The organism is Halomonas qaidamensis (genome assembly GCF_025917315.1).
Classification (GTDB): Bacteria; Pseudomonadota; Gammaproteobacteria; order Pseudomonadales; family Halomonadaceae; genus Vreelandella; species Vreelandella qaidamensis.
Window position 1 is genome coordinate 1,347,776 of sequence record NZ_CP080627.1, and the last position, 12,809, is coordinate 1,360,584.

Below are 12,809 nucleotides of genomic sequence, written 5' to 3' on the forward strand. Positions count from 1 at the left end.
TTGTTGTTGTTACCGTTATTGTTAAGCAGTGTTGTTAAATATAGTTGTTGAATTCTTTTTCTATTCATATTGCTGGCCCTAAGAAAGCCTACCTAGGCATACATCAATGATCGAAGACTAGGTAGGCTGTGAAAGCGGAAGTCATCGCTCCACTATTTTTCAGTCATAAGCGCTGCTTTATTTTCAAGCGCAGGCTTAGTAGCGATAAATCGTTTACTCATCGCCAAGTGCCAGAAGCGAGGCGTTGCCACCTAAAGCAGCGGTGTTATTGGTAATCGTTTTTTCAGTCACAAAGCGCTGTAGATAGTGCGGACCGCCTGCTTTTGGCCCAGTACCCGATAAGCCTTGTCCACCGAAAGGTTGTACGCCAACTACCGCGCCGATGATGTTCCGGTTGATATACACATTGCCCACCCGCATTTTTTGCGCTATTTCAGCGGCAAAAGACTCATTGCGACTGTGAACCCCGAAAGTAAGGCCATATCCGCGACCATTAATGTCGTTGATAACGCGGTCAAGTTCGCGGGCCTTGTAACGCACAATGTGCAGAATGGGACCAAACTGCTCGCGGGTCAGCGCATCAATGCTGTCGATGATAAAAGCGGCAGGCGCAACAAACGTGCCGTTTTGGGTGTGTTCCGCCGCCATCGGAGTTTCTGCGACTAATCGGTTTTCGCCCTTGAGTTTTTCAATATGCGCCATCAGACCTTTACGCGCATCTTCATCAATCACTGGGCCAACGTCAGTGCCTAAATCGCGAGGGTCACCAATGCGCAGTTCATTCATGGCACCTTTAAGAATCTCAATCACCCGGTCGGCAACATCGTCTTGTAGATAAAGTACCCGTAGTGCGGAGCAGCGCTGACCGGCACTCTGGAACGCAGACTGAATCACATCCACAACCACCTGTTCAGGCAAAGCGGTTGAGTCGACAATCATTGCGTTCATACCGCCCGTTTCGGCAATTAACGTTGGTAGCGGTGCGTTTTCCCGTGCGGCAAGCGCGCGGTTAATGATCTGCGCTGTATCGGTGCCACCGGTAAATACAACACCTGTAATGCGGGGGTCAGAGGTCAACACGCTGCCCACTGTGGGGCCATCGCCGGGCAGTAGCTGAACCACATCACGCGGCATGCCTGCTTCGTACAGCAGTTCAATCACGCGGTGGGCAACAATCGAGGTTTGCTCTGCAGGTTTGGCAAGCACAGTGTTGCCAGCAACGGCGGCGGCAACAATCTGGCCACAGAAGATAGCTACTGGGAAGTTCCAAGGGCTTATCGCTGCAAATACGCCTTTACCACCCATCATCAAACGGTTGGATTCGCCGGTTGGGCCAGGCAGTTCAATCGGTTGGCCAAACGCTTCTTCAGCACGCATGGCGTAGTAGCGGCAGAAGTCGACGGCTTCTTTGATTTCGTCGACACCGTCGGTGAGCAACTTACCGCCTTCACGTGAACAGAGCGTCATTAGCTCTGGCATGTGCTCTTCCATCAGGTCGGCCAGGCGGCGCAGAATGTCAGCGCGTTCGCTCACTGGGGTCGTTTCCCAGCGCGGGAAGGCTTGCCAAGCTGCATCGAGCGCTTTGGCTGCCTGCTCTTTGCTAGTCCACTGAACGCTGCCTACGGTTTTGCGTCGGTCAAAAGGCGAGGTTACTGGGTGGGTGTTGTCGGCATCGTCGGCAACATCAAAGGCCAGCAGCGGTTTTGCGAGGTACTGCTTATCCATAAACGTGCCCATCTTTTCCATTAGCGGATAGAAGTGGCTACGGATATTAAGATTGACCCCGCGAGAGTTGCGGCGTTTTGGCCCGTAAATATCTTTCGGCAGTGGAATACGTTTATTGGCGAACGTTTTCTGCTGACGAAGCGTTTCAATGGGATGTTGGCACAATGACTCTACGGGGACTTCTGGATCGACAATTTGGTGAACAAAAGAGGAGTTGGCACCGTTTTCAAGTAGACGACGTACCAAATAGGGCAGTAGGTCTTTATGGGCGCCAACCGGGGCGTAAATACGGCAATAAGTGCCTTTAGGAGCACGCTCGAGAGCCGCGTCGTAAAGGGCTTCGCCCATGCCATGTAAGCGCTGGAATTCAAACGGGCGGCTATCGTGGTTGGCTAATTCAAGAATCGTGGTAACGGTATGAGCGTTGTGGGTAGCAAACTGAGGGAAAATACGCCCATGAGTATCGTTGGATAGCAGGAATTGGGCGCAGGCCAAGTAAGCCACGTCGGTACAGGCTTTACGCGTAAATACCGGATAGCCGTCAACGCCAAGCTGTTGAGACTCTTTGATTTCGCTGTCCCAATAAGCACCTTTTACTAAACGCAACGGGATCTCGTCGCCTTGTTGTTCGGCTAGGCGATTAATATAGTGCAGCACCGGCAAAGCGCGCTTTGAATATGCCTGAACGACAAGACCAAAGTGCCCCCATCCTTTCACTGCGTCACTTTCATAAATCGCACGGAAAACTTCTAGTGAAAGCTCTAAACGATCAACTTCTTCTGCATCGATAGTGACGGCGACATCAAGTTCACGGGCTTTGGTGACTAACTGAATAACCGTATCGACGAGTTCGGCAAGTACCTGCTCACGGCGGCCAAACTCATAACGCGGATGAAGGGCAGACAGCTTGATAGATACTGAAGGTGCAGGGGTTTTATCGCCCAGTGTTTTACAGGCTTTGCCGACCTGCTCGATTGCGCGAGCATAGTCATCATAGTAGCGCTTGGCGTCGGCTCGGGTGCGCGCTGCCTCTCCCAACATGTCATAGGAGTAGGTGTAGCCTTTATTAAATAGCGGCTTAGAGCGCTTTAGTGCTTCATTAATATCGCGTCCTAAAACGAACTGTTTGCCCATGATTTTCATCGCTTCCATCATGGCGCGACGAATCACTGGTTCGCCCATGCGATTAACCATGCGGTTAATAAAGTGGGCAGGTTGGCCCTCTTTTGGATGGTCAAGCTTCAATACATGGCCAGTCATCAATAGACCCCATGTAGAGGCGTTTACCATCCATGATTCACTTTTACCGACGTGAGACTTCCAATCTGCGGGGCCAAGTCGGTCTTCAATTAGCGCATCGGCGGTCTCTTTATCTGGAATGCGTAGCATAGCCTCTGCTAAACACATCAACATTAGGCCTTCATGGGTGTCCAGGCTGTACTGCTGTAATAGTTCGTCAATCGTATCAACAGCCGTATCCATATTACGAACATCACGCACTAGCGCTGCGGTATTCGATTCAATCCGTACGAAATCGTCGCTGTCAGCATTGAGAACTTTGATGAGCTCACTGACGAAGGCATCCTCATCTACAAGATAGTGATCACTAACACGCTGCATTAGCGTATCAAGATCGGTTTGCCAGATGGCAGGGTCACGCATTTTCTTGGCATTGAGCATTGAGGCCCCCATAAGTCTGTACAGAAAGCGAAAAGCTGAATCAAATAACCGAACTAAAGAGATGATAGGGCGTTATGCCCAAGATAACGGACGAATGTAGAGCGAGCTGCCATTAGGTGTATGTCGTTTTCATGGCAAAACGTGTCAATTTCTCGGTAAGAAACGCTTTTTAAGACTTTAGTTTAGTTTCTAAATGGCTGCCAACACACAAACTTACGCGTTAAGCGACCCAGCTAACGGCTTTATGATGAGCGAGATGAGAGTGCACCAGCTTTAGCAGCTGCTCCTGTGGGCGTCGAGGAAGGCGCTAACGGCGTTGAATAAGCCGTTGAATAAGCAGTTGAGCGAACAGCTGAATCAAGAGGTGTATTGGCTATTCCCGCACCCTGGCGTAATTGGCGGGGTGATACCCCATAGCTACGCCGAAAAGCGTGGGAAAGAGCGCTTTGGTTAGCAAAGCCTGTTTGAATGGCAATATCGGTGAGTGGCAGGCGGCTTTGTAATACTAGCTGACGAGCCGCGTGTAGGCGCTGGCGTCGCACATATTGCCAGGGCGATAGGCCCGTTTGGATGCGAAAGCGCTCAGAGAAGTGTGCTTCACTAAGGCACGCTAGCTTAGCTAAATCAGCGACTCTTAGCTCATCGGCCAAGTGGTGGCGAATGAAACGATCAATTTGACTAAGATTAAGACGACGCTGAGAGGTGCTCTCTGTTGCGCCCAAACGAGCTTTTAATGAACCTAGCAAAGTGGCAGCAAGCCGATCCTGCTGAAAAGACATGGCTGACGTGTCAAATCCTTGGGCGAGTTCGCTTTCTACAAAGGCTAGGTAGTGGCGTAATGGGTTGTCTAAGGCAAAAAAACGCGGGGCATCAAACAGGGCCACTAACTCGCGGTGTTCACCCGTCAGAGCTGGCGCATCTTCAGGGAGGTCAAGAATTAGTTGCCGGTTGTAGCCGTTACCTGAATAAAAATGTTCATGGTTAGCAGGAACAATGCAACCAGAGAAGGCGTTGACGCGGCCACCGAGGCCTTCGATTTCAAATTCTGAAGAGCCGCAAAGCGTAATGACTATTTGGTGAAAGTCGTGGGAGTGATGTTTTGTGGCGCTTTCTAAAGGGATTTGACGAATAGTACTCGGCATGGGGTCTCCTCGGCACTGCTGGCCTATTAGCGTTGGCGCAGCGCTGTATGTGCCGCTAAATGATCACGTAAAGCTTTCAGTTCCGTGTAACCCTCCTGGTTAAGTAACGGTTTGCTTCGAGCAATTTGCCAATGGCGCCCGTAGGAGTCCATTAAATGCGCTGCGCGACGGCGCACACTATCTAGATACTCATCGTGACGAATGGGGTAGCCAATAATGGCATTCCATTCGGTTTCACTGACCTTGCTTTCCAGCGCTTTGTCAAATAAAGCGAGCAGGTCATGGGGTTCGGTGCGGTAGCGTGGTGTACCTACCGTCATTAATATCAACAGCACGGCACCTATCACCAATAAACATACGCCAAACACCAATAGGTACAGTGCCATACTAGGCTCCCCGCAGTAGCAGTACTCGTTTGAAAGTTGAAAACCAGTATACGCGTGCTGCTCCTTAAGGCGAAAATTTTGCCGTTTTGCGAACTTTTCCTGTGCACGGTGTCTGAAGGTTTACAGGCAACATCGCGATAGCAGTCGTTAATAGTGTTGTTCTGGCTATTGTTTTCGATCCCTTGCTTCCGCTGCTTATACTAAGCAGCGGTTTTTTTTGCTTTTAAGATGGTCGTTTCACTTAACGCAAACACTTATTTAACCGAAAAGGTGTTGTCGATAAGTGGCTATCCGCAGCGAAGAGAACATGTGGTTGATAGCTCGTGGCCTTCAGCGAATAGATCAAGGCCCAGCAGATGGCAGCTACTAGACAGAGAATCGCTGATAAATAACGGTTAGTGGCGGCGAATAGTAAGCAGCGCCATTAAAATATCACGGCGCGTTACAATGCCGACTAAACGTTGCTGTTCCACAACGGGATAAATCTTGGGCTTAGCTCCGAGCATCTCTTGTGCCAAATCGGTGATGCTTTTGTTGGGCGTTGTTGTGAGCACATCTTGGCGCATTAATTCCCGAACCAGCGGCGCTTCATCGTCGTGGTAGATACTGTCTAAAACGCGGCCCATCACATCCTGTTCCGATATAAAACCAATTAGCCGATCAGAGGTATCTACCACCGGAGCGCCTGGTAAGCGATGTAATGCTAAACCCTGAGCCAAGGTGGTAATAGAGGTCTCACCAGTAACACGATAGCAGTCCCGTGACATGACATCGCGCACGGTATCGGGGGTTTTTTTATTCATGGTGATACTCCTTAACGTGATACGCGCATTTTCGCTCTAAAAATGGGCCGGGTAGTTGCTGTGGGGCTAGGAACGATATGTGCTTTATTTTTATTAATGTAGAAGATTTAACTCATCCTGCGTTGTCCTTACTAATGTTACATTCAACGCTTTGCTCTTTTTCAAATGCTATTTCAACTACTACAAGGAGCCACTATGGACGCGCGTGAATACCTCAATCGCAAAGGCGTTGGCATAGAAAGAGACCCTGAACGGCCCAACACATTAGAAGAAAAAGCGTGGGAAAGGGCGCGTGGGTCAGGTAGCCAGCGGCCTAAGTCTGGCACGCCCCATGACTGGGAAGATTGGGAGCGCCATCATGATGATTTGGCAGACGGTGCGGAAACGTTAGAGCAGAAAATAGATAAAGAGGCGCATCAAAAAGCGCTTGCTAAAGAGAAACAGCAGGCTGAAAAAGCACGGGCGGCGGTAGAGCATTTTACTCCCCCTGTGCAGCCGGATATTCAGCATCAAGCGTCATCTTCTACGGCTTCGGGAGTAACGCCAATATCATCTCAGCCCGCTGCTTTACTGCTTGCTTACCGTGCGCTAGCTATTCTACTACCGCCTTTGGCCGTCGGGTTAACAGACGGAGGGGCAAAACGTGTTGCTACTAGCATTGTATTGACGCTATTAGGCTGGATTCCAGGTGTGGTACATGCCTTTGTATGGTTAAAAAAGCACTAATCCGTTAATTACTCGTTTGGACCATTGGCAGTTGTTGTTAAGCGCGTATAATCTCCGTCAACTTTCCTTTTTTTTGAGGTTTACGATGGGCTACCTTGTTGGCGTAACGGCGCTGTGGGCGTTCTCTTTTTCGTTGATCGGAGTGTATTTGGCTGGCCAAGTCGATAGCTATTTCGCAGTGCTCGTCAGAGTAACACTCGCCACGCTGGTCTTTTTGCCGTTTTTACGCCCCAGCTTGCTACGTGGCAGGCAGCGCTTAGCGTTAATGGCGTTGGGGGCGGTTCAGCTAGGCATCATGTACACCTTTTTTTACCACTCCTTTTTACTGCTATCGGTTCCTGAAGTACTGCTGTTTACGATTTTTACACCCATTTATATCGCGCTCCTAGATGACTTAATGTTTAAGCGCTTCACGCCTATTTATTTAGTAACCGCCATACTGGCGGTAATCGGAGCGGGCGTTATTCGTTACGACGGTATTGATAGTGGATTCTGGCTGGGCTTTTTAGTGGTGCAGGGGGCCAACCTCTGTTTTGCAATCGGGCAGGTGGGCTATCGGCGGCTAGCCGCTGATTTGCCGCCTACCTTGGCATGGCATAACGTTTTTGGCTGGTTCTTCGTTGGTGCGATGGTGGTCGCACTTCCCGCATTTTTACTCTTTGGTAATACGGCTGCACTCCCTACTACCCCAGTACAGTGGAGCGTATTGGCATGGCTTGGATTAGTCGCGTCTGGAGTGGGTTATTTCGCCTGGAACCAAGGCGCCACTAAAGTAGATGCGGGAACGTTAGCGGTAATGAACAATGCGCTAGTGCCCGCTGGCCTAGTGGTTAATTTGGTGATCTGGAATCGCGATGCGGAAATCGGTAAGCTACTTTTAGGTGCTGCAATCATGGCCGCCTCGCTGTGGTTAAATCACTGGTGGTTACAGCGCCGTCACGCTATATCTGTCTAATTAATTCAAGCCATTGTTTTTGCCCAGGGGAGCTTGCGTTTCTGCATTACACTGGGCAATTTGCTCGATACCCTCATACTCTCCATAATGTGGGCTGATGCCAGCGAGAGTTGTCCATGTCTAACACCCCATCGTCAGGTTTAGCACCCTTGAGCCAGGCCCAACAAACGCAGCCTTTCGAAACGACGTCTTTTAAGACGAGGCCTTCTAAAGCAGCGCCTTTTAAGACAGCGCCTTTTAAGACAATAGGCTTAATCGGCCGTTTAGGCAGCGATAAAGTGGTCGATTCGCTCAAAAGGCTGGTCAACTATTTAGTTACCCATGATTATAAAGTATTGATTGAGGATCGGACGGCAACGGCGTTACCGGATCATGGGCTGCCTGAAGCCAGCCGCCGCATACTTGGAGAGTTATGCGATCTTGTCATCGTTGTTGGTGGCGATGGCAGCCTTCTGGGCGCCGCACGCACGCTATGCCTTAGTGGTACGTTAATATTAGGCGTCAACCGTGGGCGGTTAGGCTTTTTAACCGATATTTCTCCCGATGAGTTGGAAAGCCGGGTTGGTGAAGTGTTAGCGGGTGAGTTTGAAGTTGAAGAGCGTTTCTTGCTTGATGCCGTGTTGTATCGAAACGGTAAAGCGGTAGGTAGCGGTGTTGCGCTCAATGAAGTGGTGGTTCATCCCGGTAAAGCGGTACGAATGATTGAGTTCGAACTGTTTATTGATGGGCAGTTTGTGTATAGCCAGCGTAGTGATGGCTTAATTATTGCTACGCCGACAGGTTCAACTGCCTATGCTCTTTCGGGGGGTGGGCCGATCATGCATCCCAAGCTTGATGTGGTGACGTTAGTCCCCATGTTTCCCCACACGCTTTCAAGCCGTCCTATTGTGATTGACGCTGCCAGTGAAATCCGTATCCATATTGGTGAAACCAATCAGACCTATCCCCATATCAGTTGCGATGGACAAACCCGTGCAGTGGCTAAACCAGACGATGTGCTTGTCATACAACGCAAACCAGAGCGTGTACAGCTAGTTCACCCTATTGGGCATAATTTTTATGAAGTGCTGCGCAGCAAGCTCGGCTGGAGCCATCGGCTAGGGGATTAACATGGAGGGCTACGATTTAATTGGCGATGTACATGGGTGTGGTGCAACACTTGCAGCGTTATTAGAGCGGCTTGGCTATCATCAGCGGGGTGGGGTATATCGACACCCTCGCCGAAAAGTGATCTTTTTAGGCGACTTGATCGATCGTGGACCACGTATTCGTCTAGCAGTTACGATTGCACGCCGAATGGTTGAAGAGGGTGAAGCACATATTGTCATGGGTAACCATGAGTACAATGCTCTGGCTTATACGCACCCCGCCCCCCCTGGTAGCAACAAGCGCTGGCTGCGCGAACATACACCGCGTCATAACCGTATTATTGAAGCCACGCTAGCTCAATACCGCGATTACACCAATGAGTGGGAAGATACCCTGGCGTGGTTTAAGACCATTCCTTTATGCCTAGAGCTGGACGGAATTCGTATAGTTCATGCCTGCTGGGATGAAGAGTTGATTAGACAGCTTAAACAACGCGCTCCCAATGCCTGCATGGATAGCCACTTTTTGGTTGAGTCCACCGACCCCTCAACGCAAGCCTTTCGTATACTTGATCGCTTAACCCGCGGCCCTCATATACCGTTACCTAAAGGCATTGCGATACATTCTGGTGATGGCTTCACACGGCAGAGTTTTCGTGCGCATTTTTGGTCGGCTAACCCTCAACAATGGGGGGATGTAGTATTTCAGCCAGATAACCTTCCTGGTGATTTGGAGACTAGAACGCTAACTAACGCCGAGCGCCAGCGCCTTAGCTACTATGGCCCTGAACAGCCACCCCTATTTATCGGTCATTACTGGTGCGAAGGGATTCCTGCCTTGCCAGCACACAATATTGCTTGCTTGGATTACAGTGCTGTGAAATTTGGCCGACTGGTTGCTTATCGCTGGAGCGGCGAAGCGCAGCTCAATGCCGATCATTTTGTGTGGATACAGGTACCAAAAGAAGAGCGTGCGCTGCCAAAGCCGTGGGAAATAGATTTCGATTAATGGGAGTGATTTTTAGCTTTACATACCGTTACATATTTTTTTCAAAATAGCTGAACTAACGGTGTTGTCGGTTATCAGAGTAAGTGTTCCCTTGAATGATCCCTTGCTTTTTTTTCCGGCGGCCCCCTCCGCCGGATTTTTTTCGTCTATCCGTTGGTGACGCGGCGCGCTGTCGCGCTAATATTTATTGGTTGAAAGGAACCTGCCATGCATCCAGTAATGCTCTTACCCACGGACGCAGATACCAAAGAACTGCGTAAGGCGCTGTGGCACTACCGCATTGGTCACCGTATTACTGATGAGGCAGACGGCCAACTGCTATGGGTTGCCGACCCGCGCCAGCAAGATGAAATGAAAGTACTCGTTAGCTGCTGGGAGCGAGGTGAGCCACTAATCACTACTGCCCCTAGATCGAGCCGCCAGACCCCAGCCCGTCATTTCTTACCCATGCTGCGCCAAGTACCGGTTACTGCGCTGATGATTGCTATTAGCCTAGCGGTGTTCGCGCTGACTGGGATATTTGGTGATCTGCTAATTGTAAAACTCACCATTGTTTCGGTGGGGGTCGCCGGCGGTCAGCTCGTATATGGCAGCCTTAGTGATACGATAATGTCTGGTCAATTATGGCGTTTATTGTCGCCTGCATTCTTACATTTTGGCTGGATGCATTTGATCTTTAACCTAATGTGGGTTTGGTACTTCGGACGTCAAATTGAGCAGCTTCAAGGTAGTCGTATCATGCTGCTACTGCTTATCGTGGCAGGTATTGGTGCTAACATCGCCCAGTACATTACCGGCACGGTGTTGTTTGGCGGTATGTCTGGCGTTGTTTACGCCTTGCTGGCTCATGTGTGGTTGATGTCCTATCGTGCCCCGCAAAGCGGATTTTTCGTCCCCCAGATGTTGGTAGTCTTCATGCTGGGCTGGATGGTATTTACGATGACCGATATTGCCGGCAGCGTGGGCTTTGGTAACGTAGCCAATGAAGCACACTTGGGCGGGCTGCTCGTGGGGCTGGTCACGGGCTGGTATTATTCCTCCAAACGAAGCAAACACTAAAGGTGCCTACGATGAGCGACATGACCTTCGATAAAATGATTAACCAAATGACGCCCGCTATTTATGAAAGCCTTAAACAGGCGGTTGCGTTGCGGAAATGGCCTGATGGTCGATATTTAACGCCTGAGCAGACGGAACTGTGCTTGGAAGCGGTCATACGCTTTGAAGTGGAAAATAACGTTCCTGAAGAGAATCGCGTAGGTTATCTAGAACGCCGTACGTGTGGTGCTGGCGCGACTGGTGCAGGCGTTACGCCTGAAATGGCAGGCCTTGCCCGGGATGCCACGCGTGACTGATGACTTGTTTGCCTCAGTAGTATCCCCGGTGCAAGGGTGTTTGCAGAAAATGGCGGCGGATGTACCTAGCCGCCTAGGTGATCCGGTGGTGTATCACCTTCGTGCGGGTGAGCATCGAATGCTACTGAATGAGCGTATCGGCTCGCCGATGCGTCTTACCTGGAGCGGTGCAATTGCCTGTACCCACTGTGGGCGTGCCACTAAAAAAAGCTTTGCCCAAGGCTACTGCTACCCTTGTTTTAAGCGCTTAGCCCAGTGTGATACATGCATCATGAAACCCGAGACTTGCCACTATCATCAAGGCACTTGTCGGGACCCCGTGTGGGGCGAAAAACACTGCTTCCAACCTCATATTGTTTACTTAGCGAACTCTTCCGGTTTGAAAGTGGGCATCACCCGGAAAACGCAAATGCCAACCCGCTGGCTGGATCAAGGTGCTATTCAGGCGCTACCTATTCTTGAGGTAAAGACCCGACAACAGTCTGGTCTTGTCGAAATGCTCTTTAAAGAGGAAGTGGCCGACCGCACTAACTGGCGTGCCATGCTAAAAGGCGATGTGAAACCACTGGATTTATGTGCTGAGCGCGATCGTCTTTTCAGCCTGTTAAATGAAGGGTTAGGGCAATTACGTGACGTGCACGGTGCGGATGCCATTCGTAGCTTGGATGAAACGCCGTTGGACTTTCATTATCCCGTGGCGACTTTTCCTAGTAAGGTGACTTCCCATAATTTTGATAAGCAGCCGCTAATTGAAGGTACACTTCAAGGGGTAAAAGGGCAGTACCTAATTTTTGATACTGGGGTTATTAACCTTCGTAAATTCACCGGTTACGAAATCGTTGTAGGGTAAGCGTCATCCTCTCCCTAACTGTTTCTTTTAACTGACTATAACTGCCTATCCTTGTTATTGAACCTAGCCAGAGTCGCTTTTGTTAACTAAGGTTATTAGGGTGAAATCCTATTCTGCCTTACGCAACGCAAGGAAGCCTCGATGCCATGGCTAAAACTGCTGCACATCGCCGCGCTGGTCATCTGGTGCGGCGCACTTCTTTATTTACCCGCTCTACTTTTGTATGCACTCCAGTTGCGTAAAGACGCTGGTTTCGCGCAAGGCACTCCCCCGATGCCGCGTTTTTTCTACAACTCCATTGCGACGCCCGCTGCTTTGGCTGCTATTGCATCTGGCACGCTTTTGTTTTTGCTAAATGGGCTTCTTGGAGGGTGGTTAATTCTTAAGCTGGGAGCGGTAGTACTAATGGTGGCTGCCCACGGCTGTTTTGGCTGGCTGATTTTGCGGTTGGAAATGGGGATTTTCACAGGTGTTAAAGCCGCCAGCCTGTGCGCTTTAGTGCTCGCGCTAACGGGCATATTGGGTGTGCTTGGGTTGGTGCTTTCTAAACCATTGGCTTGGGGATAATGTGATGAAAGTTATCCCATTTATAGCCATGGTCGTGCCCTTAAGACAACTTCTCAACTTCGACGCCGACGGCGTGCTCGTATACCAATTGGCCGCCCAGCCAGCCTGCCAACGCGATCAGGCTGGCAGTTACCAGCGAAATAGCCAAACCCCAAGGCAGCACGGCGTTGGGTTCAGTAAAACGCAAAAGCCAGTTCAAAGACGCCAGCGAAAGCATGACGACGGCCACAATCGCGTGGCTCCAGCCAGTTATCAGGCGGCGGATTCGCGCCACAGTGACCAGGTCAATAATACCTGCTACCGAGGCAATCCAGCCGCCAAACGCGCCTACTCCTGCCAACCACAAACCGCTGCGCAGCCAGAAGGGGTCTTGGGTATACCAGAAGGCCAGGTCGCTAGCGACCAGTGCCATCAGGGCGGCCACTGGAAAGTGAATCATCACTGGGTGAAGCGGGTGGCCAGCCAGCGAAGCGCGGCTTTTGATCGAGCGTTGGCGAGTATGTGTCATGGTCACTTCCTGTGG

General features: G+C 50.4%; 13 protein-coding genes. 8 read left to right on the forward strand and 5 right to left on the reverse strand.

Going from position 1 to position 12,809, the window contains the following annotated elements; translation table 11 throughout:
- Window positions 1-213: 213 nt before the first annotated feature.
- From putA to K1Y77_RS06330, 4 genes are all read right to left on the reverse strand, one after another.
- On the reverse strand, window positions 214-3,405 hold the full coding sequence (putA, locus tag K1Y77_RS06315) for a bifunctional proline dehydrogenase/L-glutamate gamma-semialdehyde dehydrogenase PutA (RefSeq protein ID WP_264430883.1): 3,192 nt from the start codon (window positions 3,403-3,405) through the stop codon (window positions 214-216).
- Window positions 3,406-3,647: 242 nt separating this feature from the next.
- On the reverse strand, window positions 3,648-4,547 hold the full coding sequence (locus tag K1Y77_RS06320; protein WP_264018458.1) for an AraC family transcriptional regulator: 900 nt from the start codon (window positions 4,545-4,547) through the stop codon (window positions 3,648-3,650).
- Between the two features lie 26 nt (window positions 4,548-4,573).
- Window positions 4,574-4,933, reverse strand: a complete 360-nt coding sequence (locus K1Y77_RS06325; protein ID WP_030068924.1) for a hypothetical protein — start codon at window positions 4,931-4,933, stop codon at window positions 4,574-4,576.
- A 395-nt stretch (window positions 4,934-5,328) separates the two neighbouring features.
- Entirely contained in the window at window positions 5,329-5,736 is a 408-nt protein-coding gene (locus K1Y77_RS06330) for a CBS domain-containing protein (RefSeq protein WP_030068926.1), read from the reverse strand.
- 195 nt (window positions 5,737-5,931) lie between these two features.
- Here K1Y77_RS06330 and K1Y77_RS06335 point away from each other — a divergent pair, with 195 nt between their 5' ends.
- The 8 genes from K1Y77_RS06335 (at window position 5,932) to K1Y77_RS06370 (ending at window position 12,286) form a co-directional block, all read left to right on the forward strand.
- Window positions 5,932-6,462 carry a YqaE/Pmp3 family membrane protein gene (locus tag K1Y77_RS06335; protein ID WP_030068928.1) on the forward strand — a complete coding sequence of 177 codons (531 nt, stop codon included), beginning with the start codon at window positions 5,932-5,934 and terminating at the stop codon, window positions 6,460-6,462.
- 85 nt (window positions 6,463-6,547) lie between these two features.
- A complete protein-coding gene (locus K1Y77_RS06340) occupies window positions 6,548-7,417 on the forward strand; it encodes a carboxylate/amino acid/amine transporter (protein ID WP_030068930.1) in 870 nt (289 codons plus the stop codon).
- Between the two features lie 116 nt (window positions 7,418-7,533).
- Complete coding sequence (locus tag K1Y77_RS06345) at window positions 7,534-8,526, forward strand: NAD(+) kinase (RefSeq protein ID WP_264018456.1); 993 nt, start codon at window positions 7,534-7,536, stop codon at window positions 8,524-8,526.
- Window position 8,527: 1 nt separating this feature from the next.
- On the forward strand, window positions 8,528-9,514 hold the full coding sequence (locus tag K1Y77_RS06350; RefSeq protein WP_030068934.1) for a metallophosphoesterase: 987 nt from the start codon (window positions 8,528-8,530) through the stop codon (window positions 9,512-9,514).
- Between the two features lie 207 nt (window positions 9,515-9,721).
- Complete coding sequence (locus tag K1Y77_RS06355; RefSeq protein ID WP_264430886.1) at window positions 9,722-10,573, forward strand: rhomboid family intramembrane serine protease; 852 nt, start codon at window positions 9,722-9,724, stop codon at window positions 10,571-10,573.
- A gap of 11 nt (window positions 10,574-10,584) precedes the next feature.
- Window positions 10,585-10,869 (forward strand): YeaC family protein, encoded by a 285-nt coding sequence (locus K1Y77_RS06360; protein ID WP_030068939.1) that lies wholly within the window; start codon window positions 10,585-10,587, stop codon window positions 10,867-10,869.
- The gene (locus K1Y77_RS06365) at window positions 10,853-11,719 is read left to right on the forward strand and encodes a DUF2797 domain-containing protein (RefSeq protein WP_264430888.1); all 867 of its coding nucleotides are present in this window, start codon (window positions 10,853-10,855) and stop codon (window positions 11,717-11,719) included. Before K1Y77_RS06360 ends, K1Y77_RS06365 begins: the two co-directional genes overlap by 17 nt.
- A gap of 141 nt (window positions 11,720-11,860) precedes the next feature.
- Entirely contained in the window at window positions 11,861-12,286 is a 426-nt protein-coding gene (locus K1Y77_RS06370) for a CopD family protein (RefSeq protein WP_264018455.1), read from the forward strand.
- Between the two features lie 40 nt (window positions 12,287-12,326).
- On the opposite strand, the gene K1Y77_RS06375 is transcribed toward K1Y77_RS06370, so the two are convergent.
- Entirely contained in the window at window positions 12,327-12,794 is a 468-nt protein-coding gene (locus tag K1Y77_RS06375) for a DUF2231 domain-containing protein (protein WP_264430890.1), read from the reverse strand.
- Window positions 12,795-12,809: the final 15 nt, after the last annotated feature.

Bases quoted from the DNA above. Each gene is read 5' to 3' on its own strand.
- putA (WP_264430883.1), bottom strand. From the start codon at position 3,405: ATGCTCAATGCCAAGAAAATGCGTGACCCTGCCATCTGGCAAACCGAT.
- K1Y77_RS06320 (WP_264018458.1), bottom strand. From the start codon at position 4,547: ATGCCGAGTACTATTCGTCAAATCCCTTTAGAAAGCGCCACAAAACAT.
- K1Y77_RS06325 (WP_030068924.1), bottom strand. From the start codon at position 4,933: ATGGCACTGTACCTATTGGTGTTTGGCGTATGTTTATTGGTGATAGGT.
- K1Y77_RS06330 (WP_030068926.1), bottom strand. From the start codon at position 5,736: ATGAATAAAAAAACCCCCGATACCGTGCGCGATGTCATGTCACGGGAC.
- K1Y77_RS06335 (WP_030068928.1), top strand. From the start codon at position 5,932: ATGGACGCGCGTGAATACCTCAATCGCAAAGGCGTTGGCATAGAAAGA.
- K1Y77_RS06340 (WP_030068930.1), top strand. From the start codon at position 6,548: ATGGGCTACCTTGTTGGCGTAACGGCGCTGTGGGCGTTCTCTTTTTCG.
- K1Y77_RS06345 (WP_264018456.1), top strand. From the start codon at position 7,534: ATGTCTAACACCCCATCGTCAGGTTTAGCACCCTTGAGCCAGGCCCAA.
- K1Y77_RS06350 (WP_030068934.1), top strand. From the start codon at position 8,528: ATGGAGGGCTACGATTTAATTGGCGATGTACATGGGTGTGGTGCAACA.
- K1Y77_RS06355 (WP_264430886.1), top strand. From the start codon at position 9,722: ATGCATCCAGTAATGCTCTTACCCACGGACGCAGATACCAAAGAACTG.
- K1Y77_RS06360 (WP_030068939.1), top strand. From the start codon at position 10,585: ATGAGCGACATGACCTTCGATAAAATGATTAACCAAATGACGCCCGCT.
- K1Y77_RS06365 (WP_264430888.1), top strand. From the start codon at position 10,853: ATGCCACGCGTGACTGATGACTTGTTTGCCTCAGTAGTATCCCCGGTG.
- K1Y77_RS06370 (WP_264018455.1), top strand. From the start codon at position 11,861: ATGCCATGGCTAAAACTGCTGCACATCGCCGCGCTGGTCATCTGGTGC.
- K1Y77_RS06375 (WP_264430890.1), bottom strand. From the start codon at position 12,794: ATGACACATACTCGCCAACGCTCGATCAAAAGCCGCGCTTCGCTGGCT.